Consider the following 14,161-nt stretch of genomic DNA (forward strand, 5'->3'; position numbering starts at 1 on the left):
CACCAGACCCCGCCGACAGATCCACACCCGCCCACGCCCACCCGGGTGCCCGGACTACCTCGCAACGCCCAGCGGGCCGGTCACGCGCTCAGCTCAACCGGGATTCCAGGAGGTCGAGGGCCGCGGGGACGGTCGCCACGACGGAGAGCAGCTCCAGCCCCGCCGGTTTCAGGAAGGTCTGCCCGGCAAGGTCACCCAGCCAGTCGAGCAACGGGCGGTAGAAGCCGTCGGCGTCCACCAGCGTCATCGGCTTGCTGTGCAGCGTCAGCGTGGCGGTCGTCCAGACCTCGAAGAGCTCGTCCAGCGTGCCGAGGCCGCCGGGCAGGGCGAGGAAGGCATCCGACTTGTCGATCATGATCGTCTTACGATCGGCCATCGACTCGGTGATCAGCAGCTCGTCGGAGGCGAGGTCGGCGACCTCCAGATCGACCAGGGACTGCGGGATGATGCCCAGCGTGCGCCCGCCGGCGGCCCGCACGCCGGCCGCCACCGCCCCCATCATCCCGACCCGGCCACCACCGCTGACGAGCGTGTGACCACGACGGGCCAGCTCCGCGCCGGTCTCGGTGGCCAGGTCCAGGAAACGCTGGTCAAGCGTGCGGGAAGACGCACAGAAGACACAGATGGCCGCCATGGTCAGCCCCGACCCCCCTCGTCGGCAGCGGCCTGTCGCTCGGCCGCGGCGACGGCGACGGACTCCTCGCGAACCGCCTCCTGCTCGGCGGAGAGCACCGCCTCCGTCTCGACGATGTGCCGCACCGCCGTCTTCACATCGTCGGTGAGGCAGATCAGCTCAAGATCAATCGCCCCGATCTTACCCTCGGCCGCCATCGTGTCCCGCAGCCAGTCGAGCAGGCCGCGCCAGTAGTCGGAGCCCATCAGCACCACCGGGAACCGGGTCACCTTGCCGGTCTGCACCAGGGTGAGCGACTCGAACAGCTCGTCCATCGTGCCGAAACCGCCCGGAAGCACCACGAACGCCTGGGCGTACTTGACGAACATGGTCTTCCGCGCGAAGAAGTACCGAAAATCGATCGCCACGTCGACCCAGTCGTTGATGCCCTGCTCGAAGGGGAGCTCGATGCCCAGGCCGACGGAGAGCCCGCCGGCCTCGCTGGCCCCCCGGTTGGCCGCCTGCATCACCCCCGGCCCCCCACCGGTGATGACCGCGTAGCCGGCCCGGGCCAGCGCTCCACCCAGTTCCTCGGCCATCCGGCACTCCGGGCTGTCCGGCAGGCTTCGCGCCGAACCGAAGACGCTCACCGCTGGCTGTAGGTCGGAGAGGGTGTCGAAGCCCTCGACAAACTCGGAGAGGATCCGCAGCGCCCGCCAGGCGTCCCGGGTCTTCCAGTCACTGCGCTGACGGGAGTCGAGCAGCCGCTGATCGGCGGTGCTGCCGCCGATCACTGACCGACGTGGTGCCCCAGCACCCCGGTGCTGGTCCCGCTGGGCCGCACCGGCCGCTTCCCGCCCGTTGCTCTCGCTCATGCAGGCAACCGTAGTGGAGAGGTGCCGACGGGCGGGCGGAGCAGGGCCGTTCAGGCGGCCGAAAGCCAGCGACGCAGCACAGCCGCACCGTCGCGGATCTTCCCGATCTCGACGTGCTCGTCCGGGTGGTGGGCGAAATTGGGGTCTCCCGGACCGAAGTTCAGCGCCGGGGTGCCCAAGGCCGCGAAGCGGGCGACATCCGTCCAGCCCAGCTTGCCGATCGGTGCCGTACCGACGGCGGCCAGAAACTCCTGCGCCGGCGCGGCCTCCAGCCCCGGCATCGCACCGGGCGCCAGGTCGGTGATCGCCACCTCGAAGTCGGCGAACAGTTCCCGCACATGCGCCTCGGCCTGCTCCGGGGTACGGTCCGGCGCGAACCGGTAATTGACCTCGACCGTGCAGCGGTCGGGCACCACGTTGCCGGCGACCCCGCCGTTGATGCGCACCGCGTTCATCCCCTCCCGGTATTCGCAACCATCGACAGTCACCCGACGGGCCTCGTACGCCTCGAGCCGACGCAACACCTCCCCGGTGGCGTGGATCGCGTTGACGCCGCGCCAGGAGCGCGCCGAGTGGGCCCGTACGCCGCTGGTGGTGACGGTTGCCCGCATGGTGCCCTGGCAGCCCGCCTCCACGATCCCGTACGTCGGCTCCAGCAGCAGCGCGAAGTCGGCCGCGAGCCACTCCGGGTGTGCCTCGGAGACCAGGAAGAGACCGTTGTACGTCGACTCGATCTCCTCCGCCTCATAGAAGAAGTACGTCACGTCGTACCGTGGCTCGGCCAGGGTCACCGCGAGGTGCAACGCGTACGCGACACCGCTCTTCATGTCCGAGGTGCCGCAGCCGTACATCAGGTCGCCGCGCACCGTGGCGGGGAAGTTGTTGTTGATCGGGACCGTGTCGAGGTGGCCGGCGAGCACCACCCGCTGGTCCCGGCCGAGGCTGGTACGGGCCATCACGGTGTTGCCGTGCCGATAGGTGGTCAGGTGCGGCTCAACGCGCAGCACATCCTCGACACAGTCCGCGATCGCCCTCTCGTTGCGGGAGACGGACTCGATATCGACCAGGGCGCGGGTCAGGGCCACCGGATCAGCGAGGACCTCGGGGGTCAGCGGGTTCTTCATAAGCCGCACGGTACCGTCACACAGGTGACGACTGCGCAGTCTGCCTGGGGCATCGGCCTGGCCACCGTAACCGCTGATGACCAGGTACTCGACACCTGGTATCCGACCGGCAAGCTGGGCCTCGGCGAGCTGCCGCTGGTCCCGGGCGAGGATGAGGCGGATGTCCTCGACCTGCCGCCGGGAGCGGTCGGCGACCGGGCCCTGCCGGGCCTGCGGACCGTCCAGCTGGTGACCGTGCTCAGCTCGTTGGCCGACCCGATCAAGGACGCCGCGGACGCGTACCTCCGGCTCCACCTGCTCTCGCACCGCCTGGTGCGGCCCAACGAGCTCAACCTCGACGGCATCTTCGGCAAACTGGCCAACGTCGCCTGGACCTCGGCCGGGCCCTGCCCCCCGGAGCGGGTGGACGAGCTGCGGGTCATCGAGCGGGCCGCCGGCCGGCACCTGACCATCTACGGGGTGGACAAGTTTCCCCGAATGACCGACTACGTGGTCCCCTCCGGAGTTCGGATCGCGGACGCGGACCGAGTCCGGATCGGCGCCCACCTGGCCTCCGGTACGACCGTGATGCACGAGGGCTTCGTGAACTTCAACGCCGGCACGCTCGGTGCCTCCATGGTCGAGGGACGCATCGTGCAGGGCGTGGTGATCGGGGACGGCTCCGACATCGGTGGCGGCGCCTCGATCATGGGCACTCTCTCCGGGGGCGGCACCGAGAAGGTCCGCGTCGGCGAGCGGAGCCTGATCGGCGCGAACGCGGGCGTGGGCATCTCGCTCGGCGATGACTGCGTGGTCGAGGCGGGCTGCTACATCACGGCCAGCTCCAAGCTCACGCTGCCGGACGGTCGGGTGGTGAAGGCCCGCGAACTGTCCGGCGTTGACGGCCTGCTCTTCTGGCGCAACTCGGTCACCGGCGGGCTGGAGGCGAAGCCGCGCTCCGGGCAGGGCATCGCGCTGAACGCCGCGCTACACGCCAACGACTGACCGGCTGACCGGCTGACCGGCTGACCGGTGGTTCCGCGGTGCTACCGCGGAACCACCGGGGTGACTCACTTCAGGCGGTACGCCTGCAGGATTCGCGTGCTCACCGTGTTGCCGTCGGTGTCCCGGGCGTGAGCCCGCAGCGACACGTGTCCCGGGGTGTCGGGGTGCCGGACCAGGGCGGTCCAGCCGTCACCCGTACGCCGTACGGGCACCGTCCGCCACGTCTTCCCACCGTCGTACGAGGCGTCTACGGTCAGCTTCGCGACGGTCGCGGTCCCCGCGCCGGACTGTCGCCGCATCTCGACCGGGATCCGCAGCAGCCGACCGGCGCGGGCACTGTTGTCGGCGGCCAACGGCGGGTTGAACCGGATCGACGACAGCGGTAGCCGGACCGGCTCCGGACCGGTCTCGTGTTTCGAGCGGAAGGTCCAGGTGGACTCCACCTCGGTGCTGAGGTCGGTGAAGCCGCGGGTCGCCTCGACGGTAAGCCGGTAGTCCGCCTCCGCGGGCGGCACCGGGAACTCGCCCAAACGTGCCACCTCCGACTCGCCGACCAGCTTCCCGTCGCGCCACAGCCGCATCCGCTCGGTCTCTTCCAGAGAGTTGCCGCGGTGGCCGGTGGCGTCGCTGAAGACCGGGATCCCGGCGTGAATGGTGTCGCCCAACCGGCTCACATGAATGAAGTCCCCCGGGTCGCTCACCGTCTGCACGGGGAACGAGGGACCGTGCGGTGCCTGGTTCCAGGTTTCCCGGGTGGTCCGGCCGGCCCGGTACGCTGTCGGCTCGGACACCAGCCAGGCCGTCGGCTCCTGCCACGCCAGCGTCAGGTCCGGTGCAGCAAAATTGATCACGCCGCTCCAGCGGACCCCCCTGGTGTTGTAGTACTCGACTCGTTGGCCGGGCACCGTGGTGGGCAGCCTGACGAATGCTCCAAAAATGGGCTGCTCCAGTGTGGCCAGGACGTACCGCTCCGCGGCCATCCCCTCGTAGCCACCGTGGAACCGGTGCTTCACGGTGGCGAGATCCCTCTTGTGGTACTCCCGGACGAAGCCGGTGGGCGCCCGTCCGGGGATCGTCTCACTGAGCGCGTACAGGTAGGGGCTGTGTGCCGCCTCCAGGTCGGCCCACTGACTACTGATGGTGGCGATGAATATCTCGTCGGAGAAGCTGCCGTTTCCGATCTGACCGATGGTGATGTCGTCGAAGTCGTCCGCCCGCAGGAAGAGGTTGTAGGAGTCGCCGTCGGCGCTGTAGAAGGACGAGCCGATGCCGACCACCGCCGGGGTCGCATCCCGTCGGGGGACGGTTACCCGGATCGGCTTCGCGGTCCGCGCGTCCACGGTGATATCTCGTTCACGGTCGATCACCAACTCCGGCGCAACCAGATCGGTCACGCCGACAGGCCCCTCCCCGGCCGGCTCGAAGATCGTCGACTTCAGCCCGTACCGGCCCTTCGGAAGCCGCACCTCCACCGTCCCGTCGGCGTCGTAGGCGGACCAAAGACCGAGCGAATCCAGCCCGACCAGGTTGGTCCAGTATTCCGCCGTCGCCGCTCCCGCCCGATCTCGGTGGGTCAGGGTGAGGTCGTAGCTCTCCACCTCACGGTTCACCGCCAACGGGGTGACCGACACGATGTCACCGGAGCGGGCCACCACGCGACCGGTCCAGTAGCCGTCGACGTCACCCAGCCGGGTGTCCACGGTGACGGTGGTCTCGGCCCGCCCGCCGGCGGGGATGGTGACCCGGTCCGTGCCGAGGATGAACATGCCGACGGGCGCGGCCCGGCCGCCAGGGCCGGCCGCCTCGACCGTGAGGTCGAGCGCGACCAGGCTGGATCCCGAGTTGCGCCAGGAGACGGCACGGGTGACCGGCTGGTCGTCGTCGTGTGGCCAGCGAACCAGGCCGAAGGAGACGCTCACCGGATCGCTGGTCACCGTCTGCCCGATCGCCCGGGTCAGGTCGACCCGCCCGGCTCCCTGCTGGTACGCGGTCTGCGCCGGATGCGGCCGGGCGGCCGCCATCAGAGTCGACTTGAGCTGCTCCGCCGTCCAGTCCGGATGCTGTTGGGCGAGCAGTGCCGCCGCACCGGCCACGTGCGGGGCGGCCATTGAGGTACCGGAGAGCCGGGCGTAGTGCTCTCCTACCGGTTCACCGATGCGACCGTGGGCCGACCGAGCGGCAACGATGTCGACCCCGGGGGCGGTGATGTCGGGCTTCAGCGCGTCGTCACCTGCGCGTGGCCCCCGACTGCTGAAGTCGGCGAGTTCGTCCTCCCGGTCGACGGCGCCGACAGCCAGGGCAGCGTCCGCGCTGGCCGGAGAGCCCACCGTACCGTCTCCGCCGGCATTGCCGGCCGAGACCACGAAGAGCGCGCCGGTCTGCGCGGTCAACGCTCCGACCGCCTCCTCCAGCGGGTCGATCTCTGGGCTGTCCCACCCGCCCAGACTCATGTTCACCACATCAGCTCGCTTGTCGACCGCGGCCCACTGCATGCCGGCCAGGATCGCCGACTCGGGACAGCCGACGTCCTGGCAGACCTTGCCATCGAGCAGCGTCGCGTCGGGAGCCACACCCTGGTACCGACCGTCGGACGCGACACCGCTGCCGGCGATGGTCGAGGCGACGTGGGTTCCGTGCCCGACGGTGTCGTGGGCATCGGGCGTCTCGGTGAAGTTGCGCGCCTCGGCGATCTTGCCGATCAGGTCGGGGTGGGTGGCGTCGACGCCGGTGTCCAGTACCGCCACGGTCACCCCCGTTCCGGTGAGGCCCGCCGACCAGGCGGTGGGAGCCCCGATCTGGCTGACGCTGTGGTCAAGGGTGATCGTGCGACGGCCGTCGAGCCAGAGCCGCTCGACGCCCTCCTCCGCGCCGAACCGGACGTCGGTCGCGCCCACGTTGAGGGCGGACCAGACCGCGGCGACGTCAGACTTGCCGGCGGTCACCGCGGCACCGTTGATCGCTGGCAGGTCGCGGGTCACCCGCACGCCGGCCGACACGCCCGCACCACGGCTGCCCGGTTCCCCCGAGTACGACACGAGCAACGGCAGCGTGTCCCGACGGGCATCGTCGTAGCCGGCGTCGATCAACCCGGTGATGTCGAAGAGCCGACGGTCGACCCGACCGGCCTGGATCAGCGCGACCGCGTCCTGTGGCACGACGGAGAGCTGGCCGCCGCGCTCGTGGTCGATCAGGAAGCGCATGTCCTTCCGGTCCGGGCCGGGACGCACCTCGGTGTTGCCGGCGGCGGTCACCGTGACTCGGTCCCCGGTGATCAAGGTAACGGTGTGTAGCCTGTTGGGCTCGACCTTCGGGGCTCCCGCCGTGGCGGCGGAAGCGGCGGTCGGCGCGGCGGAAGCGGCGGTCGGCGCGGTCAACGCCAGCGTGAGCACGAGGCCGATGACGGCCGTTGTTCTTCTCCGGTGCAACGGGGCCTCCTCGTCGAGGGTCACATCTACGGGAGTCGCATTGACGAAGGGCAGAATGTCATTCCCAGCGCACGCTCCGGCAGCCGGCAGATAACGTTCCATCTACACTTACGAACTCGGCACAAGCACTGACGCCATCGCCGGATGGGTACGCTTCGACGACGACCCGCAGCTCATCAACGGGACAGCGGCGAGCGGCGGGCCCGCCACGCCACAGTCGTACGGCGACTCAGACCGGCGGGGGCTCGGCGAGCCGCACCACCAGATCAGCCCGGTGCGCCGTACTCGCCACCAGCGCGGCGTTGATCTCGTCGGTGCCGTGTGCCCAGGTTCGGGCCTGGGCCGGCGAGCGCCCGTACGCCTCGTGCCGCGCGGTGAGCCGACGCAGCCGCTGCTCCACGTCGAGATCCAAGAACCACGTCTCGTGCAGCAGCGGCCGGATCTCCTCCCACGGCCAATCCGGCAGCAGCAGATAGTTACCCTCGGTAACCACCAGGCGGACCGCCGGCGGCACCTCGACCACACCGGCCACCGGCTCGTCCAGCTCCCGCCGAAACTCCGGCGCGTAGACCGAGGTGGGCTCCAGACGCCGCAGCCGGCGCAGCAGCGAGACGTAGCCATTGGCGTCGAACGTGTCCGCGGCGCCCTTTCGCCCCGCCCGGCCCAACCGGGCAAGCTCGGCGTGCGCAAGGTGGAAGCCGTCCATCGAGACCAGTCGGGCTGCCGGCCCGACGGCGGCGACGATCTGCGCGGCCAGAGTGGACTTGCCCGCCCCGGGAGCACCGGCGATGCCCAGCAGCTGACGCGAGCCGGTGTCGGCGAGCGCGCGAGCCCGCGCCACCAGCTCGGCAACAGGTACCACTCGGGCCGGCCCCATCAGCCGAGGACCGGTTCACTGATCGTGAAACGTGCGTGCACCGCTGCCTGCACCGACTGGGATCGCGGATCCAGATCGAGCTCGGGAGCCCCTTCGGCCGTAGCCGAGTAGGCCATGGCGGCCAACGTGGGTGGCCGATCGACGCCCACGTCGGCGAGCTCGACCAGCGCGGTCACCTGGGCACCCAAGGCCTCCGCGTACTCGTGGGCCCGCCGCAACGCGTCGGCGATCGCCGCCTGCCGGGCCTCGCGATAGACCGGGCTGTCCGGACGCAGCGACCACCACGGCCCCGACACCTCGACCTGGTCCTGGTCAGCGAGGCGCAGCATCAGCTCGCCCAGGGTGGTGAAGTCAGCAACCGTGACGGTGGTGCGCACGCTGCCGTGATAGGCGCGCACCCGTTCCCCGGAGCGTCGCAGCTCCGGTCGGACGCGCAGCTCGCCGGTCTCCCGACGCTCAATCATCGGGCCGTACCCGTCGAGGAGCACCCGGACGGCCGCGGCCCGCTCGGCCAGCCGGCTCAGCGTGGTCTCCCGATCCCGGTCCCGGGCCAGCACGGCCACGGCGAACCGGGCCTGCTCCGGCGCGACCTCCCGGAAGGACTCTCCGCGAACCGCCACCACCGGCCCAGTCACCATGTGCACACCCTAGCGGCGGTCGACCGCGTCGGCGGGCCCGTCGGGGCCGCGCGTCACGCCCGATCCGGCCCGCGGCAGCCGGGCGGTGTAGCGAACCCGGCCCTCGCGCACCTGACAGGCACCCAGATAGCCGCCGGCCGCGCCGGTCTCCCGAAGCCAGCCGACCTCCCCGGTGTGGTCCCCGTCGACCGGGAAGTCCCGGACCCGGGTGGTGTACGCCCGGTCGGACAGCAGCCGCCGAACCGCCCCCGCCTCGTCGTAGCGCGCGGTGAGCCGCTCCCGGTCACCGGTGCGCAGGGCCGCAGCCAGGTCGTCCAGGTACGCCCGCACCCCGGTCAGTTCCCGCAGCACCTCCTCCCGGTTGCCGAGCAGCAGGTTGACCGTCCGCGCCGCCGGGGTGGCCGCGACCCGGGTGCCGTCGCGAAAGCTGCCGGCGGCGAGGGCGAGAACGGCATCCGGTGCGGCTGTTCGATGGGTCGCCCCGGCCAGTGCCCCGGCGAGCAGGTGCGGCACGTGTGAGGCGAGGGCGGCGGCCCGGTCGTGCTCCGCCGCGGCCAGCGGCACCACCCGAGCCCCGAACACGGCCAGGAGCAGCCCGGTGAGCCAACGGAACGGGGCCGTCACCGGCCCGGGGCAGAGCACCCACGCGGCACCGTCGAGGAGCGTCGGCCCGGCCGCCGTGAGCCCAGCGAGCTCGGCGCCCGCCATCGGATGCCCGGGCACGAACCGGTGGAGCAGACCCTGCCGGGCCGCCGCCGCGGCCACCTCGGCCTTGGTGCTACCCACGTCGGTGAGGATGCAGTCGGGCCCACTGGCCGCGGCGACTGCCGACAGGGCGGTCGGCAGGGTCGGTAGCGGCCCGCACAGGAACACCAACTCCCGCCCGGCGACCGCCGCCTCGACGGTCTCCAAGATCGACACTCCCCGCTCGCGCGCCTGGTCCCGGGTCGTCGGGTCCGGGTCCCAACCGGTGACGTCCAGCCCGGCGTCGCGAAGCCGAAGCAGGATGGACCCCCCGATGAGACCGGTCCCCACGACCGCGGCACGGACCCCGCGGTATGCCGCTTCGGCCGCGGTGGTCCCAGCGTCGGTCACGGTCGGCACCCGCCGTTCTCAGCCGGTCAGCCGGTCGGCGACCGCCGCCACGTGTTGGTCGGACGCGGTCAACGCCACCCGGACGTGCCGAGCGCCGGTGGGCCCGTAGAGGGCACCCGCCGCTACCAGGATGCCCCGCCGGGCCAGCCAGTCGACCGTGGCCCAGCAGTCCTCGTCCCGGGTCAGCCACAGATAGAGGCCGGCCTCCGAGTGCTCGACGGTAAATCCGGCGGCGGTGAATGCGGCGCGCAGCACGGCACGCCGGGCTCGGTAGCGCTCCCGCTGCTCGGTGGCGTCCCGCTCGTCCTGGAGGGCGGTCACCATCGCGGCCTGAACCGGCGCTGGCATGATCATGCCAGCGTGCTTGCGCACCTTGAGCAGCTCGGCGACGAGCACCGGGTCACCGGCCACAAGGCCGGCCCGGTAGCCGGCGAGGTTGGAGCGCTTCGACAGCGAGTGCACCGCCAGGACGCTGCGGTACGAGTCGCCGCAGACCTGTGGCGACAGCACCGAGACCGGCTCGGCCTCCCAGCCCAACGGCAGGTAACACTCGTCACTGGCGACGACCGCACCGCGCTCACGGGCCCAGTCGACCACCTTGCGCAGGTGGGCGGCGGGCAGCACCCGCCCCGTCGGGTTCCCCGGCGAGTTCACCCAGACCAGGCGGACCCGGGGGGTCGGACCGAGGGCGGTCAACGAATCAGACCGTACGACGGTCGCCCCGGCGAGCCGAGCCCCGTCCTCGTAGGTCGGGTACGCGACCGACGGCACCACGACCACGTCCTGCGGCCCGATCCCGAGCAGCGTGGGTAGCCAGGCGACCAGTTCCTTCGACCCCACGACCGGAAGCACGCCCAGCCCCTCCGGGTTGGCACCGCAGGCCCGCGCCGCCCAGGCCGCCATCGCGGTCCGCAGCGCCGGCGAGCCGGCGGTCAGCGGGTATCCGGGAGCGTCCGACGCGTCCGCCAGCGCCTGCCGAATCGACGGCGGCACCGGGTCGACCGGCGTACCGATGGAGAGGTTGATCAGGCCCCCCGGGTGCGCCGCGGCCAGAGCGGCCGCGGCGTCCAGGGCGTCCCAGGTGAACTCCGGCAGCCGAGCCGAGACCGGCGTGGGCCGGTTCAGTGTGCCTCTCCACGCGGCGCCTGCGCCGCGACGAAGGTGGCGTCCTTCTCCACCTTGCCGATCTTCGAGGCTCCACCGGGCGAGCCCAGGTCCTCGAAGAACTCGTAGTTGGCCGCGGTGTAGTCCTTCCACTGCTCCGGCACGTCGTCTTCGTAGAAGATCGCCTCGACCGGACACACCGGCTCACAGGCACCACAGTCGACGCACTCGTCGGGGTGGATGTAGAGCATCCGGTTGCCCTCGTAAATGCAGTCGACCGGGCACTCCTCGATGCATGCCTTGTCGAGCACATCCACGCACGGCTCGGCGATGATGTAGGTCACCGATCTTCTCCTCCGCAGACACGCCGCGATCACCCGCGACGGTATGAGCCTAGTATCTCGTCAGGGAGGAGGTCGATCGTGCTCCGACAGGAGGATGTGGGACAGCGCGTCGTGGTCCGCCGGATTGTGGGGATTCGCGCAGGCCGGCCGCTCTTCTCCGACCTCCTCGGCGAGTTGGCGGAGCTGAGCGAGAGCCATCTCACCCTCGTCACCACGCAAGGTCGGACCGAGGTGCCCAGGGCCGAGATCCACCGGGCGAGGCGAGTACCCCCCTCCCGACGGCCGACAGCTGCCGCGGTGGCCGCGCTGGAGCACGCGGCCGACGAGGCCTGGCCGGCACCGACCCGGGCCCGCCTGGGCGGTTGGCTGCTGCGCAGCGCCGACGGCTGGACCGGACGCGCCAACTCGGCGCTACCGGTCGGCGACCCAGACCGGCCGCTGCCCGCCGCGATCGACGCCGTGCAGCGCTGGTATGCCGACCTCGGTCGACCAGCACTGATCAACACGCCGCTTCCGCTCGCCGCCCCGGTCAGTGCGGAGCTCGATGCCCGAGGTTGGAGCGGTGGCCGGCCGACGCTCGTCCAGACGGCACCGCTGGCCGCGCTGCCGCCCGCCCGGCCCACCGTCGCCGGCGCACCGCCGGTCGAACTGACCACCACGCCGTCGGCGGACTGGCTGGCGGTCGCCGCCAACCGCAAGGGAGACCTGTCGGCCGCCGCCCGACACGTGCTCACCGCCGTGCCCCAGATCCGCTTCGCCCAGGTACGCGTTGACGGCCGGCTGGTCGCTGTCGGCCGGGGCACCGTCACCGGGGCGGGCCGTTGGCTCGGCCTCAGTCTGATCGAGGTAGCACCCGAGGACCGCCGGCGAGGACTGGCCCGGCAGGTGGTTCACGCCCTGGCCGCGTGGGGTGCGGCGGTCGGCGCGACCAACGCCTTCCTCCAGGTCGAACAGGGCAATGCGGAAGCGGTGCCGCTCTATCGAGCGCTGGGTTTCACCACCCATCACACCTACCGGACCCGAACCGCACCGGCCGGCTGACCCGGGGTCAGCGGCGGACAGACCTGTGAGGCTTCGCCGCCTTCGACTCGGCGTACCGCTTCAGCGCCTTGGAGCGGTGGTCCAGGCCGAGCGCGACGGCCAGCAGGTAGCCCAGCAGCACCCCGATACCGGTGACCGCGAAATAGAGCCAGATCTGCGCGAAGAAGGTTCCCGCGCCGTCACCGAACGGATTCTTCCCCACCAGCAGCGGCCCGACCAGCACGGTCAACGCCAGCGCGACACCGACCGCGGCGGCGATGTCCGCCCCCCACTCGGCGGCGGGCCGGCGGCGGCTCCAGTCGAAGGCGACCGCGGCCAGGCCCACCCCGATCACCACGAACATCCCGAGTGACACCCGGTCAGCCGCGGTCGTGTCCGCATCGTCGAAACCCACTCGGATGATCACCCGAGCGACCACGTTGACCGCGAACAGCGCACCCGCCAGCGCTCCGGTCACCCGCCACCGCTGCCTCATCGCACCCTCCCGCCATACCGCCCGCCACCACTCGTACGGGTCATCCTGGCAGGATTGTCTACCACCGGAGGCCGGGTGCCGTCAGGGCCCGGGCCGGTTAGCCGGCGGGGCGGCCAGAATCTGCCGGAACCCCAGCACCGCGAAGGTCATTGCGCCGGCCACGACGAGCAACAGGTCCACCCAGGTGCCGGCCAGCAGCACGTCCCCCTCCGAGGTGCGGATCCCAGCGACTCCGACCAGGAAGAACCACGGCACAGCGGGCAGCGCCACCGCCCACCGGCGGCCGACCGTGACGTGGGCGAACCAGCTCAGGGCCACGTTCAACCCGACCGCGACCAGCACGGCCACGCCGATCAGATAGCCGCCGACCCGCAGCGGGGCGAGCAGAAGCTCCAGCACCGCGCTGAGGGCCCCGCCGACGACCGCCAACACGCCGCCGGTGAACCGCAACGCCCGGCTGGCGAATCGGGCGTTGCCCCAGGCCGGGGGCGGAACACTCTCGTCGGGCACGACCGACACCGGCATGGCGGGAAGGCTCACCGCTGACCGGTCGCGCCGACCGGGGCCCGGTCGGCGCCGTCGGCGACCGGAGTCCGGTCCGAACCCTCGGCGACCGGAAGCCCGGCGAAGAGGTCGTCCTCCCACCCGTACGGGCCGAAGCCGGGGCCCTTGTCCCCGACCGCGAGGGTGTAGTACTCCACCCCCATGAACTCGCTGCCGAAGTTGCCGGCGATCGAGTACAGCCAGGAGTTGTCCGGAATCTGGGTGGCGTGTGCGCGCATCGCCGCCTCCTTGGCGACGTGCTGCCCGGTCGCGTCAATCCGGGCGGCGATGCGCTCATCCGGCGTGCAGAACGGTAACTCCACCGCCTCCTGGATGCCCTCGAACGGGTTGTCCGACGAGCCGGCGAAGTGGGTCATCCCGGCCTCCAGCACGCTTTGCGGCATCGCCGTCCAGTAGACCTTCGCCGGAGCAAACCCCTCGGCGGCGGCCAACTCGTGTGCCCGCATCGCCACCCGGTGGGCCTGGATGTGATCGGGATGGCCGTAGAACCCGTTGCCGTCATAGGTGATCAGGACCTGGGGTTGGAGCTCCCGCATGACCTCCACCAGCTGCCCGGCGGCCACATCGAGGTCGGCCTGCCAGAAGGCGCGCGGGTGCTCGTTGGTGGCCAGACCCATCATCCCGGAGTCGCGATAGCGGCCGGCGCCACCGAGGAACCGGTGGTCGGTGACCCCGAGCGCGCGGCAGGCCGCCGCCAGCTCCCCGATCCGGTAGCCGCCGAGCTGGTCGGCTTCGGCCGCGGCGAGCTGCGCCAGCTCCGGCACGTGCACCTCACCCTCCTCACCCAAGGTGCAGGTGACCAGCGTGACGTGGGCACCGGTGGCCGCGTAGTGGGCCATCGTCGCGCCGGTGCCGATGGCTTCGTCGTCGGGGTGCGCGTGGACCAGCAGGAGCCGGCGAGCGGGCAGTGTCGTCACGTCCGTCACTCTATCCGGCGGTTCTCGCGGCCGACCCGGACGCGTCCACGCAGGTCCGCCACATCACCCAGGGCACCGTCCTACG

Annotated in this window: 14 protein-coding genes; 2 read left to right on the forward strand and 12 right to left on the reverse strand. The window is 71.3% G+C overall.

Annotation, left to right across the window (positions count from 1 at the left end; translation table 11 throughout):
• Positions 1 to 88: 88 nt before the first annotated feature.
• From STROP_RS18855 to dapE, 3 genes are read right to left on the reverse strand one after another with little or no spacing between them, the layout of a single operon-like run.
• Complete coding sequence (locus tag STROP_RS18855) at positions 89 to 634, reverse strand: LOG family protein (RefSeq protein ID WP_012014956.1); 546 nt, start codon at positions 632 to 634, stop codon at positions 89 to 91.
• Between the two features lie 2 nt (positions 635 to 636).
• On the reverse strand, positions 637 to 1,488 hold the full coding sequence (locus STROP_RS18860; protein WP_012014957.1) for an LOG family protein: 852 nt from the start codon (positions 1,486 to 1,488) through the stop codon (positions 637 to 639).
• A 50-nt stretch (positions 1,489 to 1,538) separates the two neighbouring features.
• Positions 1,539 to 2,612, reverse strand: a complete 1,074-nt coding sequence (dapE, locus tag STROP_RS18865) for a succinyl-diaminopimelate desuccinylase (protein ID WP_012014958.1) — start codon at positions 2,610 to 2,612, stop codon at positions 1,539 to 1,541.
• Between the two features lie 24 nt (positions 2,613 to 2,636).
• Between dapE and dapD the strand changes: the two genes are divergently transcribed.
• The gene (gene dapD, locus STROP_RS18870; RefSeq protein ID WP_012014959.1) at positions 2,637 to 3,596 is read left to right on the forward strand and encodes a 2,3,4,5-tetrahydropyridine-2,6-dicarboxylate N-succinyltransferase; all 960 of its coding nucleotides are present in this window, start codon (positions 2,637 to 2,639) and stop codon (positions 3,594 to 3,596) included.
• A 65-nt stretch (positions 3,597 to 3,661) separates the two neighbouring features.
• On the opposite strand, the gene STROP_RS18875 is transcribed toward dapD, so the two are convergent.
• From STROP_RS18875 to fdxA, 6 genes are all read right to left on the reverse strand, one after another.
• Entirely contained in the window at positions 3,662 to 6,985 is a 3,324-nt protein-coding gene (locus STROP_RS18875) for a S8 family serine peptidase (protein WP_043535667.1), read from the reverse strand.
• A gap of 265 nt (positions 6,986 to 7,250) precedes the next feature.
• On the reverse strand, positions 7,251 to 7,898 hold the full coding sequence (locus tag STROP_RS18880; RefSeq protein ID WP_028569485.1) for a nucleoside/nucleotide kinase family protein: 648 nt from the start codon (positions 7,896 to 7,898) through the stop codon (positions 7,251 to 7,253).
• Positions 7,898 to 8,536: an SIMPL domain-containing protein gene (locus STROP_RS18885; protein WP_012014962.1), complete on the reverse strand. Its 639-nt coding sequence runs from the start codon at positions 8,534 to 8,536 to the stop codon at positions 7,898 to 7,900. Before STROP_RS18885 ends, STROP_RS18880 begins: the two co-directional genes overlap by 1 nt.
• A 9-nt stretch (positions 8,537 to 8,545) precedes the next feature.
• Positions 8,546 to 9,631 (reverse strand): prephenate dehydrogenase, encoded by a 1,086-nt coding sequence (locus STROP_RS18890; protein WP_012014963.1) that lies wholly within the window; start codon positions 9,629 to 9,631, stop codon positions 8,546 to 8,548.
• 18 nt (positions 9,632 to 9,649) lie between these two features.
• Positions 9,650 to 10,756 carry a succinyldiaminopimelate transaminase gene (dapC, locus tag STROP_RS18895; protein WP_012014964.1) on the reverse strand — a complete coding sequence of 369 codons (1,107 nt, stop codon included), beginning with the start codon at positions 10,754 to 10,756 and terminating at the stop codon, positions 9,650 to 9,652.
• Positions 10,753 to 11,079, reverse strand: coding sequence for a ferredoxin (gene fdxA, locus STROP_RS18900; protein WP_012014965.1), 327 nt, complete (start codon positions 11,077 to 11,079; stop codon positions 10,753 to 10,755). The genes dapC and fdxA overlap by 4 nt, the downstream gene beginning before the upstream one ends.
• 78 nt (positions 11,080 to 11,157) lie before the next feature.
• On the opposite strand from fdxA, the gene STROP_RS18905 reads away from it, so the two are divergent.
• Positions 11,158 to 12,120: a GNAT family N-acetyltransferase gene (locus STROP_RS18905; RefSeq protein ID WP_012014966.1), complete on the forward strand. Its 963-nt coding sequence runs from the start codon at positions 11,158 to 11,160 to the stop codon at positions 12,118 to 12,120.
• A 7-nt stretch (positions 12,121 to 12,127) separates the two neighbouring features.
• Here STROP_RS18905 and STROP_RS18910 read toward each other — a convergent pair whose 3' ends face one another.
• The 3 genes from STROP_RS18910 to mshB all read right to left on the reverse strand — a co-directional run bounded on the left by STROP_RS18910 (position 12,128) and on the right by mshB (position 14,085).
• Positions 12,128 to 12,595 (reverse strand): hypothetical protein, encoded by a 468-nt coding sequence (locus STROP_RS18910; RefSeq protein ID WP_012014967.1) that lies wholly within the window; start codon positions 12,593 to 12,595, stop codon positions 12,128 to 12,130.
• A gap of 81 nt (positions 12,596 to 12,676) precedes the next feature.
• A complete protein-coding gene (locus tag STROP_RS18915; RefSeq protein ID WP_012014968.1) occupies positions 12,677 to 13,120 on the reverse strand; it encodes a hypothetical protein in 444 nt (147 codons plus the stop codon).
• 11 nt (positions 13,121 to 13,131) lie between these two features.
• Positions 13,132 to 14,085, reverse strand: coding sequence for an N-acetyl-1-D-myo-inositol-2-amino-2-deoxy-alpha-D-glucopyranoside deacetylase (gene mshB, locus STROP_RS18920; RefSeq protein ID WP_028569486.1), 954 nt, complete (start codon positions 14,083 to 14,085; stop codon positions 13,132 to 13,134).
• Positions 14,086 to 14,161 lie beyond the last annotated feature (76 nt).

The sequence above is a fragment of the Salinispora tropica CNB-440 genome (genome assembly GCF_000016425.1).
Lineage (GTDB): Bacteria > Actinomycetota > Actinomycetes > Mycobacteriales > Micromonosporaceae > Micromonospora > Micromonospora tropica.